Consider the following 17,649-nt stretch of genomic DNA (forward strand, 5'->3'; position numbering starts at 1 on the left):
ATATTCTAACTTAATTATTAATTACCCACTTTAATAAAACACACGTCTATATTCATAATTATAAATATTTCGACTAAATTTATTAATTATTGATATAGTCCATTTCTTCTCGAGATAACCCTTCAATTTCTACTCTTTTTAGCCAAATAAGAACATCCATAACATCTAATAAATCTTGATCTATTATCACTTCAAATAAATGATATTTATGATGTAGCTTCCTTGCTAATTCAGGATAACGAATAACGGGTGTACCAACTTTTTTGGCATAGGCCTTTACTGCTAATGCTTTAGCATTAGTACAACTCAATGAAACTATTGGCATTATGCCATTATCAGGATCGAAGTAGATACCTACCGCGACATGTGTGGGATTGACAATAACAGCTGATGAGTCGCGGATCACACGTTTCATTGGCTCATCGAGTAATTCTTGATGAAGTTGTCTACGTACCGATTTTATTTCTGGATTTCCTTCCATATTTTTATGTTCTTGCTTAACTTCATGTTTTTCCATCATCATATCTTTTATGAATAAAAAGAAATCAGCAATAATATTTAAAATAAGAATAGGTATCGATAAAATAAAAAATATAAATATAAAACTAACAACTAATGAGCACCATTTATCAATCACCCCCTCTAAATCAGCGCGATATAGTATAACGACTTCCCCCATATGTAAAATCATGAAAACATAACAAGTTATTAAAAATATAATAATAAATAATATTGTTTTTAAAAAATCTTTTATTGTTCTTATGCTAAATATTTTTTTAAATCCAGAAATGGGGTTAATATGATTAAAATCAATTTTAATTGCTTCAGTGGCAAGTTTAAAATGGGAGCTAAATAGAGAAGGGATTGCGCCAGATAAAAAAGTCACAATAATGATCGGTAGTACAATATCAAAGAATAATTTTGATATAACTTCAACATAACTCTTTAAAGAAATACCTGTTGGATGCAGTAAAAGTGATTGATAAAATTGATTAAATTCATCCAACTTCACTTGATTAAATAAATATATAACACCAATGAAATAGACTAAACCAGAAACCAGTTCCTTACTTTTAAACGATTGTCCTTTTTTTGCTGAATCATCAAGCTTTTTCTGTGTTGGCTTTTCTGTTTTCTCAGCCATGATAAATACTCATAAAAATAGAATAAAAGTATCTACTGTTAAAAAAATGATATAATTCATTCGTCATTGCTGAGGTAAAAAAGAGCAATAATACTAAAAAAGCGATAATACCTTTGATACAAAGAGAGAGAGAAAATGCATTTAATTGAGGACAAAATAATGAATAAACCCCTAATGCAACTTCACTTAAGAACATGGTAATTAATACAGGAGAAACCAAAATAATCGCCACTTTAACCATATCATTTAGCCAATGACCGATAAAATCGTAACCGATATTTTTATTAATATACCCAATAGGAAAAACATCGTAACTCTCTTTTATGGTACTCATTAAAACAACGAGCCCACCTGTAGCTAAAAAATAGGCCATACAAAACAATCCGGTTAATGACGCAAATTCTGACGATTCAATACCTGTAGTAGGATTAATTGTATCTCCTATGCTTGCTCCTCTTTGATTATCAACGAATTCTCCAAACGCAGAAGCTATCCAAAATGGCGTGGCAAGTAGCAAGCCGATAACTAGACCTATAATTAACTCACTAATTAGAACAATAGCCCAAGTCTCTCTTAAAACCCCAGTTATCGTGATGCTAGGTTTTATTCCTAATGCTATATAAAAAATAATAATATATTTTAATAATTGACTATTGAGAACTCGACTATTGAGGAATGGAATAAACATAAAAATAGGAAATAATCTAGCAATGAGCAAAAAAATATCGATTAAATAAGATTGTATATATTGCAACAGTACTAGCATGATAGTTACCCTGCTAACCCAATCGTCAACATCTCTTTAGCATAAATTAGTAACTTATCTCCCATCCATCCCATCATCATAAGTAAACAAACAAAAACCCCCACAAGCTTGACACCAAAAGGTAAAGTTTGCTCTTGTATCTGTGTGATCGTTTGCAATAGCCCAATAAGCAATCCAATAAAGGTCGCGATAGCAATAGGCGCAGCTGAAAGCAATATAATCAAATAAATAGCTTTATTAGCCGCATAAACCATATCCACTAGTTCACCGCCATCAAATCAAGATATTGATTAATGAGTCCCTTAGATAACAGTCCCCAACCATCCATAGCGATAAATAAAATAAGTTTTAAAGGTACAGATAATGTAATAGGGCTCATCATCATCATACCTAATGCTAATAAAATGCATGAGACAACTAAGTCAATAACAATAAAAGGCAAATAAAGATAGAAACCTATAATAAAAGCAGATTTTATCTCACTAAGTGCATATGCCGGTAATAATGATAAGAGTGAATTTTCTATGTTTTCTTTATCACCATCACTATTCGGTCTATTCTCTTGCGCTTGTTCAAAAAAAGCTAATAAATCAGGATCTGAGTAATGATAAAGGTATTTTTTATAATCGCCTAACGCCTCATTTGAAAATGACTCAATCGCATCTGGAGATGACATATCCACTTTATTTTCAATAATATAGTAACAAATGTTTTTAGTAATTGGTGTCATAACAAAAAGAGCCATCATTAAAGCGATAGCATTAAGTACCATATTAGAAGGAACTTGCTGTACACCTAATGCATTACGAGTCATGACTAAAACGATAGAAAACTTTAAATAACAAGTTCCTGCAGCAATAATAAAAGGAGCCAATGTGGCAAGAGCTAGGATCAAGATTAATTGTGTTGAGCTTTCCATATGTTATTCACATTTTATAGATAATTTATTAATTTCTACCGCTAACATATCTTTAATTTTGATTAATTCTCCTTGGGCAATAGCTTTACCATTTGCTAAAATATTAATATGACGAATGGCATTATCAGGTAAAATAAATTTCTTCCCTGGTGCTAATTCTTCAAGTTGATCAATTGATAATGTTTTATTGGCTAAAAGAAAAGATATTGTAATCGGAATAGCGCCAATTGAATTTAAATCAAGTGATTGAGCTAAATCAATGCTATCTTCTATTATGGCATCGTTTTGCTCATCCTCTTCATTTTCTTCACTATTTTCAACAATAGCATCTAATGTCACACAATTACCCTCATCCCATGAAAAATAAAAATATTTTTTATCACCAACATTAAAAGAAAAATGGATATCATCTATTAATAAAACATCCCCTGGTAATATTGTTTTTAATAATGAAAGTGATATTTTACTGTAACCTAAAATAAAACTTGTTATAAAACCTATTTTATTTTTTGGAAATACTGTCAATTCATATTTCCATTTAATATCGCAAATAAAAACATGACCTAATGTGGTATCTACACAAGGATAGCAAGATCCTTTTTCAGCACCTAAACAGATATTATCAACACATGATGACATTGGCTCTTTAGAAAAAGGAAATAATAATGTTGATAAAGATTGTGAAAAAAGAGCAATTAAATAGTTTTCAGGTACTAATTCCCAATCAATTTTTTTTTCAGGATATAAGTTATCCATGACTTGACTAACTGAAATTAACGCCGTTAAGGTTCCTAATTTATTCTCACATCTCAATACAAAATATAGCTGTTTTTCTGTTATTTTTTTTGTACCAAAGATAGAAGATAATATTACCATGTCATTAATTTTATTTGTTTCTTTATGGTTATTATCTACCTCTACGTTAATACTCATTCATTTTCATCCTCTCTTTCATAAATAGCATTAATAGAGTTGATATACCACGATTTATTTTTATGGCTATTAGTTAGATCTATGGATAATCCCCCATTATATTGCTTCAAATTCTCTAATGCTGTTTGATAAACGCGTCCTGAGGAGGCAATTAACTGAACTTGTTTATCAATAAAATGAATTTTAGCCTGATGATAACGACTCTTCCATTTTGTAAATGTATAAGTAATGCTTGGTGGTAGAGTCAACATAGATATTTTTTTATCTATTACTTGCCAAGCAGGTAGCTGTGAAACCATTTTGGCTACTTTTGGTAATGCAATTACCGTTTTTATTGGTGTAACTTGCGAAGAAAAAGGAACAACTTTATTAGTTTCAGTGATATTTTCTTGATAAATTTCCGGTTCTTCTTTTGTATCAACTTTTGATACGTTATTTAGCGGCATTGCCATACTAGACTCAATATTTTTGTATGCACTGTTATTCTCTTTCTGATGAATTTGAGCCTGTTTTTCCTGCTTAGTTGCACTGCTAACTAAATCAACATTATCATTATTAACGGGTTCTTTTTTAATTATTTTTTCTAAAAACTTAATATACTGTTGTTGATTTATTTTTTTATCTACGAAAATAGGAAATACTGAACTCTTTTTTGTCGATAAGAATTCATTAACCATCGTTTTAACATTGTTTTTTCTTATTATGTCTTTAATGACAGTTTTTTCTTCTATTCCTACATGGGGTTGTAGTTTGTATTTATCTATCTTAGATGTTTTTTTATTTATTCTCTGATCAGTGAGCTGTGCTTTTTTTTCTTCTCTTCCTATATATAAAGAGTTAAATCCTTTTTTTATATTTATATCTAAAGATATTTTTTTAGTTTTAGAACCACCAGATGATAATAAATACCGATGACTTAATAGCAAACCTTCATAATTTTCTGGCATTTTATCTTCCTGAAGATCTTGCTCATCGTTATGACTGGCAATATTGTCTTTTAAACTCGCTATTTTTTTAAGTATATCTAATTTCTCTGCTAATTTTTTTATACTTTCAGGTGTAAGCTGACATTTATTCAAATACCTATTTACGCTATAAGACTCAGTTGGAATATCACTTTCCGTTTTTTCACTAGATAGCGTCATCTTATTTGAGTTAGATATTCCCTGAACCATATAATGCTATCTCCTGTATTTCATTCTGCTCTAACCTTTCAATATATAGCTCTTTCTCTAATGCTTTTCTTTCAAAATAAAGTGTCATTTTATTTTGTTTTTTGACGGCCTTTTGTCGTTGTTTTTTTAGCGCCTCACTCTGTTTTTCTAAATCATTCAGTTTATCCTTTATTTCTTCAACTTGAGCGACATAAAAATTTATTGAATGTAAAACAATAGCTTGCTTCCTTCTTTGTTGATGAAACGAATGAATTGAATAAATACCGGCTTTTTCATAAGCGGGTACTTCACTCTTTAAAGCACTAATTAATTGCTCTTGCTCTTTTTTCTTCTGTTCAGCTTCTGTAATAAGTTTTTTATATTTTAATTGTTCTTTTTCTATTTTTTTTTGCCGTTGGGCAATGGCACTAATCAATGCTTGATGCTTAAGCGGTAATCTCATACATTTGTTCTAATGTTTGTTGAAAATCGGCTTTTTCTTTAAAGGATTGAGTAAGAAAGCTTTCTATCTTGGCTTGTTTTCTTACCGCGATATCATTTAATTCGTTATCTCCTTCATGATATTCTCCTAACTCTTGCAATAACTTAACATCTTGTAATCGCATCAATATTTGTCTTATTTTTAAAGCAGATTTTTGTTGTTTACTATCAGTGACTTGTTGAAAAACCCGACTCACACTACCTAATACATCAATAGCAGGATAGTGCCCTGATGCTGCTATTTTTCGAGATAAATAAATATGTCCATCTAAAATAGAACGAATTTCTTCACCGATCGCATCTGGCTCATCATCACTCTCTAATAAAACAGTATAAAATGCCGTAATGGAGCCTGTTTTTGTTACCCCTGGACGCTCTAAAATAGCGGGAAGTTTATCAAATACAGATGCTGGATATCCTTTACGTACGGGCAACTCACCCGCTGTTAATGCGATATCCCTTAACGCTCGACAATAACGAGTCATAGAATCAATAAATAAAACGACATTTTTTCCTTGTTGACGAAAATATTCGGCAACCGTTGTTGCCACTAAAGCCGCATTACACCTTTCTACCGCTGATTGTTCTGAAGTTGAGCAAATTAAAACCGTATTTTCACATCGCTTATGTTGCTTTAATTCTTCAATAAACTCTGTAACTTCTCTTCCTCGTTCACCAATCAAGCCAATAACAAAAACATCTGCCTGTGCAAAACGGATAATCATATTCATTAACATCGTTTTACCCGTTCCTGCACTAGCAAAAATCCCCATTCGTTGCCCCAATCCACAACTTAATAATCCATCAATAGCACGTATACCTGACTTAAATAGTGTTGTAATAGGCAGCCTATCACTAAACAAAGGTGGCCGACCTTCGATAGGACATAAGGTACTAAAGGTCTTCTCTGCTATTTCTGTATTAAATCGTAATAAGCAATTCCCTTTACTATCAATCATGCTGCCTAATATATGTGGGCCTAGGGCAACTGAAAATGTTTTTCCTGTTGGCTCAACTATAATTTGTAAAGAGTAACCTTGAGCGCTTCCCATCATACTTAATATTGCTATGTTATTATGAAACCCAATAACAATAGCTTCACCGAGAATATTTTCACTGAAAATATTCTCTTTTAGTTGGCAGACCTCCCCAATAAAAACATCACGTAACATCACTTCTAAAATATTTCCTTGTATTCGTAAAGGATGCGCTGCGTTATGAAACATTAGAAATCTGGCGTTCATTATTTAGCCAATAAACCGTTGATGTATACTATTCATAATTTGAAAATAGTCATCAATGGCTCTTGCCATGCTTTCTCCATTTTGCAATGCAATTGGCATAAATGATGCTCTTAATTCTAAAGAGTCCTCAATTCTCACCAAGGCCGGTTGTCCAGGGTAAAAACTTTCTGTTTGATTATTGATGCTATCTAATAATAATTCGGCACTAATTTGTGTAAGTAATTTTTCATCATAATCACAAAGCACCGACCAAATCATAGGAACCTCGTCAACAACCAATAAATTAATATCTGGCATATCACCTAAACTAATGGTAATGGTTGAATGGTTATCGATTGATTTCCCCCCTGAAAATAAATCATTCCGACCAATAACATTCATTGCATCCATAAGTAAGCTAGCAAGATCAAAAGACATAATCACTCCTAAATAGATTGTAATACATTAATTTCAATATCAGATGTTATCTCATCATAAGATAATACCGGTATTTGAGGATATTGAGTTTCTATTAGTTTTTTTACAAAACGCCTTATATCTATTGATGTTAAAAATATATAATCCTGAATATATTTAATATCATCAATAACCATAGATATTTTTTCTATTATCATATCTAATTCAGCAGGTTCTAAATTCAATAATGTGCCAGAAGAACTTTGTCTTATTCCACTACGAATTATCTCTTCCATATCGTTAGATAAGATAATTGCATTAAACTTCCCATCGGTTGAAAAAAAATAACTAATATAACGAGCAAGAAGCGTTCTAATGTGTTCAGTAAGTAGCACGGGATCTTTTTCTTTGCTCCCCCATTGAACTAAGCCCCCTATAATAGTCTTTATGTTTCTAATAGGAATTTTTTCTTGTACTAATCGTTGCAAAACATCATTTATCCTCTGAATAGAAACTTGCCTATAACACTCTTTTAAAAGCTCAGGGGCACTCTTTTCTAATTTATCAAGGATATCTTTTGTTTCTTGAATACCAAGAAACTCTGTAATATTTAATGTGATCAGATCAGAGAATTTTCTATAAAAGTAACTTTCTGAACGTTCCGCTTTGTAACCTAATGGCGCTAATTTAGATTCATCATCACGCTCAATCCAATAATGGGTTTTATTATCATCTTCAATACTTATTAAGTTAAAGCCTAAAGAGAGCAATTCATCATTAGGATTTTCTATATGAAAAAGAGGAAAAGGACAATTAAGTTCTTTTGCTTTAACTTCGTTAATTAAAATAATAATTTTATCGTCATCTATTTTATCTGAATAGTGAATCACAATATCTGGTAATAATATACCATATTGTAAAATAAATTCTTTTTGTAACCATTTTTCAAAAACTATTTTTGTTAAATATGGTTTTTTCTTAGTAGAAAGAGTGATGATTAATGGCAAAGTTTCAGCTTGTGATAAGGTAATATTTTCTGTTAATAAACTATTATCTACTTCTTCCCCATGTTTACCAGAAAATAAATTTGACATAAGTCCTTTTTTACTGTCGGCATTAGTAGCATTATGATTATCTTTTTCATCTTCTGTTTTATATTCTTTTTTACTACTCTTCCATTTTATTTTAAAAAAGTAAACGCCAAGCATTACAGATAAAATAAGAAAAACAGGTGTGGGAAATCCTGGTAAAAAACCGATACCAAAAGCCAAAATAGCTGTAACAAGCAAAGCAAAATCTTGTGCCAATAGCTCATTCATAATGCTATAGCCCAAATTATTATTTTCACCACCGACACGTGTTACAATAAATCCGGCACTAATAGAGATAAGTAAAGCAGGAATTTGTGCAACTAATCCATCCCCTATCGTTAAAAGTGTATATGTATGTAATGCCTCTGTAATAGATAACCCCATTTGAGCCATACCTACCGATATGCCACCAATTAAGTTCACGAAGATAATGACAATGCCGGCTATCGCATCCCCTTTTATAAATTTCATGGCACCATCGAATGAACCATATAATTGACTCTCTTGTCCTAACTCTTTCCTTCTGATCTGAACTTCTTCATTCGTAATGATCCCTGATTTTAAATCAGCATCAATACTCATTTGTTTTCCAGGCATACCATCCAAAGAAAAACGAGCCGCGACCTCCGCTACTCGTTCAGATCCTTTAGTAATCACGAGAAATTGCACTATGGTCACAATGGAAAAGACAACAAAACCTACAACAAGATTTTCACCAATGACAAACTCACCAAATGAGGTAATGATCTCTCCTGCATCGGCATCTAATAATATAAGACGGCTAGTGCTTATTGATAAAGCAAGCCGGAAAAGAGTTGTTATAAGCAATAATGCAGGAAATGTCATAAAGTTCAGTATACGTTTAATATAAAATGAACTCATAAAGATAAGAATTGCAATAGTAATATTTAAACCTATAAGAAAGTCGACCAAATAAGTTGGCAAAGGTATAATTAACATCATTATAACCAGTATCATCACTGATAGTACGATAAGTTCTGGTTTGTTTTTTATTGCTAATAGAAACTTATAAATCATAAACTTTGCCAATAATTAATTGTTTTTTATTTTCTTAATTGATATTGCTCTTTCTTAATATAATTATCTATAATTTTTTGTATCATTATTTGGCATTCATTTCTAAAATCATCAGATAAGTATAATAATTCAGGATATTTATTGAACATTGTCTTTAACTGTTGTAGCAACCTCATTTTTATTTTAATAAAATAACCTTTCCATTGATTATCCATAAGTGATATTAAATATTTTTCCATTTGTTCTGGAGATATCATTCCATTAATAGTTAGTTGATAAAAATCATCTTCTTTTATAAAACTCTTTAAATCTTCTTTAACTAAATTTTCTATATTCATTTCTATAAAGCTATATAATAATCGTAATTTATTTACCTTTTCCAAAAGATAACCAAACTCTGAACTTTGGGAGCAACTTGGCATTAACGATTTCATATCACAAATCAAGCTCTGTGTTAGAAAATTCAAAATAATTGAACATTTTTTTATATCATATTTTTCTATCCACATTTTGAAAAAATAAATAGGTTCAATATCCAGAATAATGTAACTACGGTAAAGGTCTCTTAATACTGATGCATCTAAACAAAGTAATTTAGCAAAGGCTTTAGCTTGGAGAGCAATATTAATGCCCGCCTTAATTTGCTTACCCTCCTCACCTGCAAGTAACCTATTGATCTCATTTTCAATACCTGCATCTAATTGTGCACCTAATTTTTTTTTCCTAAGTAATTCTCGTAAAACCATAACGAGATCACTAGGATCAGGGAACATTTTACGTAAATATTGCAATAATTCCTGTAAACTTCTCCCCGATTTTCTAAATTGAAGCATCACCTTATCAAGTTTCTCATCAGCACCATCTTCTGCAATATATAAAGCTTCTTGCCCTTTATTGGCTTTTTTGTCTAATAATTTTCCTAATCGCTGAGAAAAAAGAGTTGCCACCATAGACATATCATCAGATATTTCTATTAATTGATTTTGATAATTTTCACTTTCGTTTATTTGTGGTTGCTTATATTCTATGTCTTGCTGACTTTCTTTACTAATACTGTTGCTGGCACCATTTGTCGAAGTTGCAGTATTAATTGGTCCGATCATAATATCACCTCATAAATGCCTGAATTTGTTTTAGCGCTTGAGATGTTTTTTTATCCATCGGTAAAAATGGGTGTTCAGTTAAAGAGTCCAATCCGTGCGTATCAGTTTTATCTAATAAACGCGGTTGTAACATAAAAATACGCACCATTTTTTTATTATTATCTGACTGATAGCTAAATGCTCGGCCAACTAAAGGTATAGCACTTAAAAAAGGAATTTTGTTTTCTGCTTTTATGTTATCTTCTCGTGTATATCCACCAATTAATAAACTACCGCCTTCAGAAACTCGGGCCACGGTGCTGATATTTGTGCGATTAATAACAGGTAATTTTTCAATCCCTTCTTCTCTATCTTCATCATCACTTTTTTTCTCGGCGCCATCTTCAAGATTGATAATCATCTCAATCTCTTGGTTAGTATTACTAATACGAGGCAACACACTGATCATAGTGCCGAATGTTGTAGATTCTAATGAAGCAACTCGCTCACCTTTAATTTGTGTATAAAAGGTGGTGTTATTATCAAATATGGCGGGGGTATTTTCTTGAGTTAACAAAATAGGACGAGAAACCATTTTAGCTTCCCCTTCCTCACTGAGTGCTTTGATTTTACTTAAAAAACTAAAACCAGATACAGCACTTAAGCTAGCGGTATTAAAGAAAAATGTATTTTTACCCGAGCCATAACTCCCCTGCCAATTCACCCCCAAACTATCGGCTTTACTTTTAGAAATATCAATTATCCATAATGACAATTCAACTTGTCTTTTCGGTTTATCTAATTGTGAAATAAGTGAGCTAACTAAAGCTAAACCTTCTCGACTCGTTTTAACCAACAGGCTATTTGATCCAGGTAAAGGAACGAGTTCAACATTATATTTGCCCATTTGAGTGATAATCGGTGAATGAGTATCTTGTATATCGTTGGTAATTTTATCATCCTGATATTTATCATTATCTTCGATAATCTCACGCGCTCTTCTGACTGTTTTTTCTTTCTCTCCCGATGGCATAAATAGCTGTTGCAAAACCGTTGTTATACCTGGTAAAACCACTTTTTCATCACGTAATATATAGGTTCTATCTTGTACAAAAGTGTTTTTTAATGGAAATATCTGCACAAACTCATCGCCATAACGAGAGCTTCCGGTTGGAACTTGATTATTGATATTTTCATTAATTTTTTCTTGTACATCATTATCCAAAAGCTCAGCAGCAGCCTTAACTAAGCTAATATAAATAGGAGGACCTGAGAGATAAAAAGTACGCTGATCGTGACCTGCACGTAATGGGTAGCGGAGATCATATAATCCAACATCTTGTAGATACTCTTTCAGTTTACTCAAGCTGATATTTTTCACTTGAAATAGCTGTTGCTGTATCTCATTATCGCGATAAATATAAATAGATTCTCCGTCATTAAAATAAAGTAATGACAAACGTTTTACCATTAATTCAAAGGCGTCTTCAGGTGAAGAAATATCAAATTTTCCACTGATCCGCTCTTTTTTTACTGCGCTGCTTAGAATAAAAGGTTTATTTAATTTATCTGATAGCACTAGGAAAAACTGTTCAATATGTGTATTTACCGCAACAAAAACATCAGGTTTTTTAACCTGATGTGTATAAATAACCTTTCCTTCTGCAGCTTGTGTTGGCAAAAAGAAGCTATAAAAAATGATAATTCCAATGATACAGTAAATTTTATTTTTTATGTTCATAAAGATATTGGCCAATTCGCCGAAATTCAGTTGGTGTAATACCAAATAATGTCTTAATTTCATTAGAAAAATGAGATGCTGAACTAAAACCATTATCGACTGCAATCTGAGTCAATGATTCATCTGTTGATAGCGTTGTCAAAATAGAAGATGCCGCACGCCATGAACGTAATTGACTTTTACCACAATTACCTAAATAACGTTTACACAGCCGTCTAAAATGTGTCCCTGATACACCATATCGTTCACCTATTTGTGCAATATTGCTTTTTTTCTCATCCAAATAACTAATCAGATGTAATATAAGCCAGTAACTTTCACTGTGTCTTATTGTCACAAAAAGAGGTTCTAATTGGCTTTCATCTTTCAGTGCCTCATTAATAATCAGATGTTCTAATGTTCCACTCCCCTCTTTTATATAAAAAATTTGTTGATTAATATCAAAATTAGTGCCAACTGCTGTCATTTTTGAAAAATCTCTAGCATAATCAATAAATGCCAATAATCTGGCACAAATAAAAAATGATCTCTTTTCAATACGCCATGACTGATTTTCTGATTGAAAAATAACATTTTCATTTTTTGAATTATAAATAAAAGCCTTTCCCTTTATAATTTTAGTCGTTTTATCATCGTATATTCTTATTGGATATTCATCATTTAAAGGAATGCACATGAATAATAAATTCCCTGATAAAATATTTTTATCGCCACTTATTTTTATATCATTTATTAACATGGTAAATACCTCAGCCTATACTTATAATCTATTAAGGGTTCAAAAAAACAAACTATTTTTCAAAATGTTATTATAGCCATAATTTATAGAACACTATAATAATATAGCCTAGAATTAACTTTAAAAATAAATAACAATTCTCATTGATTATTATTAAAAAAACAACAGTAATATATCAACATTTATTTTCAAATAAAACACCTATGTTTTTTTAAAGAATTTCATTGTTTATATGACTAAAATATATTTATAACATGAATTAATTAACATTTATTATTGGGTTAACTCTATGCTGTATTATATTTATGTTCTCAGTGGTCCTTTAAAAGGGATAATAACGCCTTTGCTGCCTAATCAATACTCATTAATTCTACATAGTAAAGAACATATTGAAAATAAAATAGAAAATGAGAAATTAACACTTTACATTCCTTGCAACAAGAAAGAACATGAAAAGATAATTACGATTATGCTTGATGAGCATAATACAAAAAATAATAAATATAAAATAGAAGATGGTTTAATTTCTAAAGAAATTAGCAAAGAACTACCATTAGAACTCGATAAGCCTATATATATCAATAATTTTCCTATTTTCTTAATTAGTCATAAAGATGATTTGTCTATAACATCTTTTGATTTAAATTCAAAAAAATGGACAATTAATAGAAAAATCATTGTATCATTTATATTTGTTATTGCATTTTTTATAGTATCATTTACTTTTATGAATGTATCAAAACCATTAGAAAATAAACCAAAGGAATTGGCTTTTAAAAGTTCATATTCAAATGAATTTAAAGGAGAAAATGGTTATTTATGTATTTACACTGAACCTTACTCTTCTAAAAATTTAATAAAAGATAGTGATTCAAAAACAAAAATTTCATTTTTGAACAAAGAAAAAATTATCAAATTAGCAACTAATAATAAAATTCACGTTACTTTAAAAGACAACACTAAACCTATAGTGAGTTTTTTTTATTATAATAAAAATGAAAAGTTAAAAATCATTCAAGCCATCAATGACAATTTTCCCAAAAATTGTCAGCCAATCATAAAAGAATTATCAATTGCTAAAATTGTTGAAGAGATAAACAAGCTAAATTTCACTAAAACAATAGGATATACTATTGAAGAAAAAAATAACGGCTTAATTTTTATCTTTGATGATAAGCTAAGCGTAAATGACAAAGAAAAATTTAATGCTTATATAAAAAAACAGGCAGCTTTTTTTGGAAGAAAATTTATTTTTTATCGTGAAAATAAAGTTAATATCAACTTGAAAAATAAAGCAATGCTACAAGAAGATAATGGATATATTTTTCTTGATAATCAGCATCGTTATTTTCCTCAAGGATAATCAAGCTATGATGAGTAACATAACAAATTTAAGCACAAAGGAGTAATTTATGGCTGCGAGTCTTGTTGAAACAGATGTAAGTTCAATTAGTAAAGTTGACCAATATTTTCATAAACCTGTGAAAACCCAAAGCTATGAGTTATCTGAAGCCTTAGAAGCATTAAAAGCTGATACATCTAATGCCGCGGCATTAGCCGAATATCAAGCCAAACTTGCCGAATATAATATTACACGTAATGCCCAATCTACATCAATCAAAGTCATTAAAGATCTAGCAATGAGTATTATTGGTAATATGCGTTAACATGAGTTTTACGGAGGTTATGTATGGCTATTGCACCTATTATTCCCGTTAATTTAACCAAAGAACTACAAGATACAAGTGATGATAGTTTATCGACTATCATGGTAAATGGCATTATTAGTAGTATGCAATATGAAAAAAAGATACAAGAAAAGTTAACAACATTAAGCCAATTAGGTGATGCCCAAAGTTATACGAATTTACAAATAGAACTTAGCGATTATTCAATTACGATGAGCTTAGCGAGTACGTTAGCAAGAAAATCTCTCAATATTGTGGAAACACTACTTAAGGCTCAATAGTAATGAATAGACGGTATTTGTTATTACTATTTTTATGTTGCTTACTTCCTTTATTAAACGGTTGTAAGGATCAATCACTGCTCACTAATTTAAGTCAAAGGCAAGCAACTGAAATTCAAGCGGTGTTACAGAAACACCAAATAACAAGTACTCGTACTGCGTTAGGAAAAGGATTATTTGAGATCTCAGTTAAAAAGGAAAATATAGGGATTGCTATTCAAATATTAGAAGAATATCAATTACCAACAATTTCTCGTATTGAAATTACACAATTATTTCCATCAGATGCATTAGTTTCATCGCCTCAAGCTGAAAAAGCACGTTTAATTTCAGCCATTGAGCAACGGTTAGAACAATCATTATTAACCATTGATCATCTTATCGATGCGAGAGTACATGTCAGTTATCCACTATCATCAAATGATCGTATAACGCCAACACCTCATGCTTCTGCTTTAGTTTTCTATGAAGATGGCATGATAGATAGTGATCAGCTAAGTGACGATGTTCGTGCTTTTATCCATAATGCTTTTAATGATATGGATGAGAGTAATATTACTGTTTTATTATATCCACGGAATATCAATAAATTTACGATATTAAATAATCAACTTCACCAAGATAATACGACATCATTGAGTAGCTCTTGGTTACTCATAGGGTTATCAATAATTAGTTTAATTATAATAATTATGGTCATATTGATTATTTATCGTCGTAAACAAGTCAATAAAATGGTAAGCGAGAATGAGTAATCTGACTGCTGAACAATTTAAATTGATCTCTAATGTAATGTATGAACCGTTAAGTTATATCCATTCAGACTACGATGTATTAGCATCGCCAGAAGAAAATACCCTATGGCAAAAAATAGCTAATCGTCATTTAATTGGGCAATATCAACTTATACTGCATATTGATTGTGAGATTGATACTACCGTAGAAAAAATATTTACTCATTGGCACACTCTTCCTCGTTGTGCTTTATTTTTAGGTTATTTTTATTCTCGTCATACGCTATTAGCACAAAATTATTATCATTTAGAACCTGCATTAAAAGCCTTTTTAGCTCTCTATCCTATGTTAAATAGGACTGTCGATAGCAAAATATTACTGTCACTAAAAGATATTGCCCCCATAGATATTGGCTATCAATTACTATTTAATTTTATTAAGCTAATATCGAACGCACTAGCTCAACGTTTTAAATTACTTTTTTCACCAAAATCTTTATCAATTAATATTGAATTTCCTAAATCACTTGTTTTATCTCCTACACTTTTTTTACTGGTATTAAATTATGCTACGCTTGTTACCTGACAACCTTTTAAAATATACCTGCGAAGGTGTATTAATACGAGCTCACTATATACGACAGCTCGATAATATTCATAAAACAACATTAGCGACCAAGCAGGCAGCAAAAAAAATGCTGCATCACTTTAATCATAAACTAGATAAACTTCGTAATAAGATAGCTAACGAAGCTTATGCTAAAGGATTACAGGTTTTATTAGCTGATATAATAAGATTCTCAATTGAATATCAAGAAAAATTTGTACAATATGAATTTCAGCAACGAGAACAACTCGTCGCAACGATCGGGGAATTCTTAGATTCACCTGAAATACAAGTTAAACTCACTCAATATCTGATGTCATCTGTTCCTCTTGAGCAAAAAGTAACACTCGATATTCCCACAACACTACAGCGCTATTTTGAGAGTGAACTCGACAATAGCAATATTAAGTTAAACTGCCATAACAACAAGACCATTGCTATTCATACCGGTGATCAAATTACTTTTTTTGATCCTGCCATATTTCTCAACGATCTAAGAACACAATTTCATCGGCCTTTTTCTGAAACTTATCAACCGATTTTTGAGCAAAACATCAAACAACTGCTATTAAACTTTATCAATACATTTACCCCCTCAGACGATCTTTCTTCAAGAAAGCCAATTTTAAACGAGGATAACAATGAAAATTGATCCTTTCCGCGCACAGCAGGTATATAACTCTCCTTCGACTTTATCTAGTGCTAACAATATTTCGAGAAAAGGATCAGATCCTATTATCGAAAATTTGAAACTGACTTTTTATCAAGATTTAAGCAAAGCGGATCTTAGCCATGCTAATGATATTCTTACTTTATTAGACCAATTTGATGTCAAAGATGGAGGCAATCAAACGTTAAAAGAGAAGCGACAAATAGCCTTATTGGTTTATGCTCACCAACAAAGTGAATTAGAACATCATGAAAATAAAAACTTGATTAATCAAGCACTCGTTTCGCGACTCTCTTATCAAGGTTTTTATCATCAAGTCACCCTAGAATTATTAGGTATGATTGATAACAATGATGAATTCGAAGGTTTTTTTAAGCCTGATAGGGTGACATTTTCATTGTGATCATAACATTTGAGCACCAGGCCCTTTTTCCCCTAAAATATCATCAGGGTTACGTAATGGGCAATCATTTAATGATAGGCATCCACAGCCAATACAGTGATCAAGTCCATTACGTAATCGCTTAAGACGCCGAATACGCTCATCGAGCCGTATTTTCCAATCCGTTGATATTTCATGCCATTGTTCTGCAGTTAATTTACTATTTGGTGGATATTTCCCTAATATTTCCTGAATTTCTTTTAATGGAATACCTGTACTCTGCGCTGCTTTAATAATTGCCACATAACGAAGTACCACTGACGGGTAACGGCGCTGATTTCCAGGGCTCCGAGAACTTTTTATCAATCCTTTTTCTTCATAAAAATGCAGTGTAGAAATCGCAACACCACTGCGTTTTGCCACTTCGCCAACCGTGAGCGCTCGATTAAAATCTATTTTCTCTTTACTCATTTGCTACCTTTTTTATTTTTCACTTGACCTCAAGTTAACTTGAGGTTTTATAGTCTTGTCCCAATACA

At 31.3% G+C, this 17,649-nt stretch carries 21 protein-coding genes; 7 read left to right on the forward strand and 14 right to left on the reverse strand.

From position 1 onward, the window contains the following. Positions 1–82 precede the first annotated feature (82 nt). From PMI_RS13230 to PMI_RS13290, 13 genes are read right to left on the reverse strand one after another with little or no spacing between them, the layout of a single operon-like run. Positions 83–1,144: an EscU/YscU/HrcU family type III secretion system export apparatus switch protein gene (locus tag PMI_RS13230; RefSeq protein ID WP_004245830.1), complete on the reverse strand. Its 1,062-nt coding sequence runs from the start codon at positions 1,142–1,144 to the stop codon at positions 83–85. Beyond that, the gene (sctT, locus tag PMI_RS13235; protein WP_004245831.1) at positions 1,137–1,910 is read right to left on the reverse strand and encodes a type III secretion system export apparatus subunit SctT; all 774 of its coding nucleotides are present in this window, start codon (positions 1,908–1,910) and stop codon (positions 1,137–1,139) included. The genes PMI_RS13230 and sctT overlap by 8 nt, the downstream gene beginning before the upstream one ends. 5 nt (positions 1,911–1,915) lie before the next feature. Then, a complete protein-coding gene (sctS, locus tag PMI_RS13240) occupies positions 1,916–2,164 on the reverse strand; it encodes a type III secretion system export apparatus subunit SctS (protein WP_004249210.1) in 249 nt (82 codons plus the stop codon). A 5-nt stretch (positions 2,165–2,169) separates the two neighbouring features. Beyond that, entirely contained in the window at positions 2,170–2,829 is a 660-nt protein-coding gene (locus PMI_RS13245) for an EscR/YscR/HrcR family type III secretion system export apparatus protein (RefSeq protein WP_004249209.1), read from the reverse strand. A 3-nt stretch (positions 2,830–2,832) separates the two neighbouring features. Next, positions 2,833–3,762, reverse strand: a complete 930-nt coding sequence (locus PMI_RS13250; protein WP_012368472.1) for a FliM/FliN family flagellar motor switch protein — start codon at positions 3,760–3,762, stop codon at positions 2,833–2,835. Beyond that, positions 3,759–4,937 (reverse strand): hypothetical protein, encoded by a 1,179-nt coding sequence (locus PMI_RS13255; protein WP_004245835.1) that lies wholly within the window; start codon positions 4,935–4,937, stop codon positions 3,759–3,761. The genes PMI_RS13250 and PMI_RS13255 overlap by 4 nt, the downstream gene beginning before the upstream one ends. Next, positions 4,918–5,379, reverse strand: a complete 462-nt coding sequence (locus PMI_RS13260; RefSeq protein ID WP_004245836.1) for a SpaM family type III secretion system protein — start codon at positions 5,377–5,379, stop codon at positions 4,918–4,920. Before PMI_RS13260 ends, PMI_RS13255 begins: the two co-directional genes overlap by 20 nt. Then, positions 5,363–6,661 carry a type III secretion system ATPase SctN gene (gene sctN, locus PMI_RS13265; protein ID WP_004245837.1) on the reverse strand — a complete coding sequence of 433 codons (1,299 nt, stop codon included), beginning with the start codon at positions 6,659–6,661 and terminating at the stop codon, positions 5,363–5,365. The genes PMI_RS13260 and sctN overlap by 17 nt, the downstream gene beginning before the upstream one ends. A 3-nt stretch (positions 6,662–6,664) precedes the next feature. After that, the gene (locus PMI_RS13270; protein ID WP_004245838.1) at positions 6,665–7,078 is read right to left on the reverse strand and encodes an InvB/SpaK family type III secretion system chaperone; all 414 of its coding nucleotides are present in this window, start codon (positions 7,076–7,078) and stop codon (positions 6,665–6,667) included. Between the two features lie 8 nt (positions 7,079–7,086). Next, positions 7,087–9,186 (reverse strand): EscV/YscV/HrcV family type III secretion system export apparatus protein, encoded by a 2,100-nt coding sequence (locus tag PMI_RS13275; protein ID WP_004249202.1) that lies wholly within the window; start codon positions 9,184–9,186, stop codon positions 7,087–7,089. Positions 9,187–9,212: 26 nt separating this feature from the next. Beyond that, positions 9,213–10,289 carry a type III secretion system gatekeeper subunit SctW gene (sctW, locus tag PMI_RS13280; RefSeq protein WP_012368474.1) on the reverse strand — a complete coding sequence of 359 codons (1,077 nt, stop codon included), beginning with the start codon at positions 10,287–10,289 and terminating at the stop codon, positions 9,213–9,215. A 4-nt stretch (positions 10,290–10,293) separates the two neighbouring features. Then, entirely contained in the window at positions 10,294–12,009 is a 1,716-nt protein-coding gene (sctC, locus tag PMI_RS13285; RefSeq protein WP_012368475.1) for a type III secretion system outer membrane ring subunit SctC, read from the reverse strand. Beyond that, positions 11,993–12,748 carry a helix-turn-helix domain-containing protein gene (locus PMI_RS13290; RefSeq protein WP_004245842.1) on the reverse strand — a complete coding sequence of 252 codons (756 nt, stop codon included), beginning with the start codon at positions 12,746–12,748 and terminating at the stop codon, positions 11,993–11,995. The genes sctC and PMI_RS13290 overlap by 17 nt, the downstream gene beginning before the upstream one ends. A gap of 289 nt (positions 12,749–13,037) precedes the next feature. Between PMI_RS13290 and PMI_RS13295 the strand changes: the two genes are divergently transcribed. Genes PMI_RS13295 through PMI_RS13325 form a run of 7 tightly spaced genes read left to right on the forward strand, consistent with a single transcriptional unit; the run spans position 13,038 to position 17,131 of the window. Next, positions 13,038–14,111 (forward strand): hypothetical protein, encoded by a 1,074-nt coding sequence (locus PMI_RS13295; protein WP_012368476.1) that lies wholly within the window; start codon positions 13,038–13,040, stop codon positions 14,109–14,111. 49 nt (positions 14,112–14,160) lie between these two features. Then, positions 14,161–14,415 carry a type III secretion system needle filament subunit SctF gene (gene sctF / locus PMI_RS13300; protein ID WP_012368477.1) on the forward strand — a complete coding sequence of 85 codons (255 nt, stop codon included), beginning with the start codon at positions 14,161–14,163 and terminating at the stop codon, positions 14,413–14,415. Positions 14,416–14,438: 23 nt separating this feature from the next. Then, on the forward strand, positions 14,439–14,717 hold the full coding sequence (sctI, locus tag PMI_RS13305; RefSeq protein ID WP_004245846.1) for a type III secretion system inner rod subunit SctI: 279 nt from the start codon (positions 14,439–14,441) through the stop codon (positions 14,715–14,717). A 2-nt stretch (positions 14,718–14,719) separates the two neighbouring features. Continuing rightward, positions 14,720–15,472: a type III secretion system inner membrane ring lipoprotein SctJ gene (gene sctJ, locus PMI_RS13310; RefSeq protein ID WP_012368478.1), complete on the forward strand. Its 753-nt coding sequence runs from the start codon at positions 14,720–14,722 to the stop codon at positions 15,470–15,472. Beyond that, positions 15,465–16,037, forward strand: a complete 573-nt coding sequence (locus PMI_RS13315) for an OrgA/MxiK family T3SS sorting platform protein (protein ID WP_012368479.1) — start codon at positions 15,465–15,467, stop codon at positions 16,035–16,037. The genes sctJ and PMI_RS13315 overlap by 8 nt, the downstream gene beginning before the upstream one ends. Beyond that, entirely contained in the window at positions 16,018–16,710 is a 693-nt protein-coding gene (locus PMI_RS13320; RefSeq protein ID WP_004245849.1) for a hypothetical protein, read from the forward strand. The genes PMI_RS13315 and PMI_RS13320 overlap by 20 nt, the downstream gene beginning before the upstream one ends. Continuing rightward, on the forward strand, positions 16,700–17,131 hold the full coding sequence (locus tag PMI_RS13325) for a hypothetical protein (protein ID WP_004250129.1): 432 nt from the start codon (positions 16,700–16,702) through the stop codon (positions 17,129–17,131). Before PMI_RS13320 ends, PMI_RS13325 begins: the two co-directional genes overlap by 11 nt. On the opposite strand, the gene soxR is transcribed toward PMI_RS13325, so the two are convergent. Beyond that, positions 17,132–17,581, reverse strand: a complete 450-nt coding sequence (soxR, locus tag PMI_RS13330) for a redox-sensitive transcriptional activator SoxR (protein ID WP_012368480.1) — start codon at positions 17,579–17,581, stop codon at positions 17,132–17,134. Positions 17,582–17,649: the final 68 nt, after the last annotated feature.

Source organism: Proteus mirabilis HI4320, from assembly GCF_000069965.1.
Lineage (GTDB): Bacteria > Pseudomonadota > Gammaproteobacteria > Enterobacterales > Enterobacteriaceae > Proteus > Proteus mirabilis.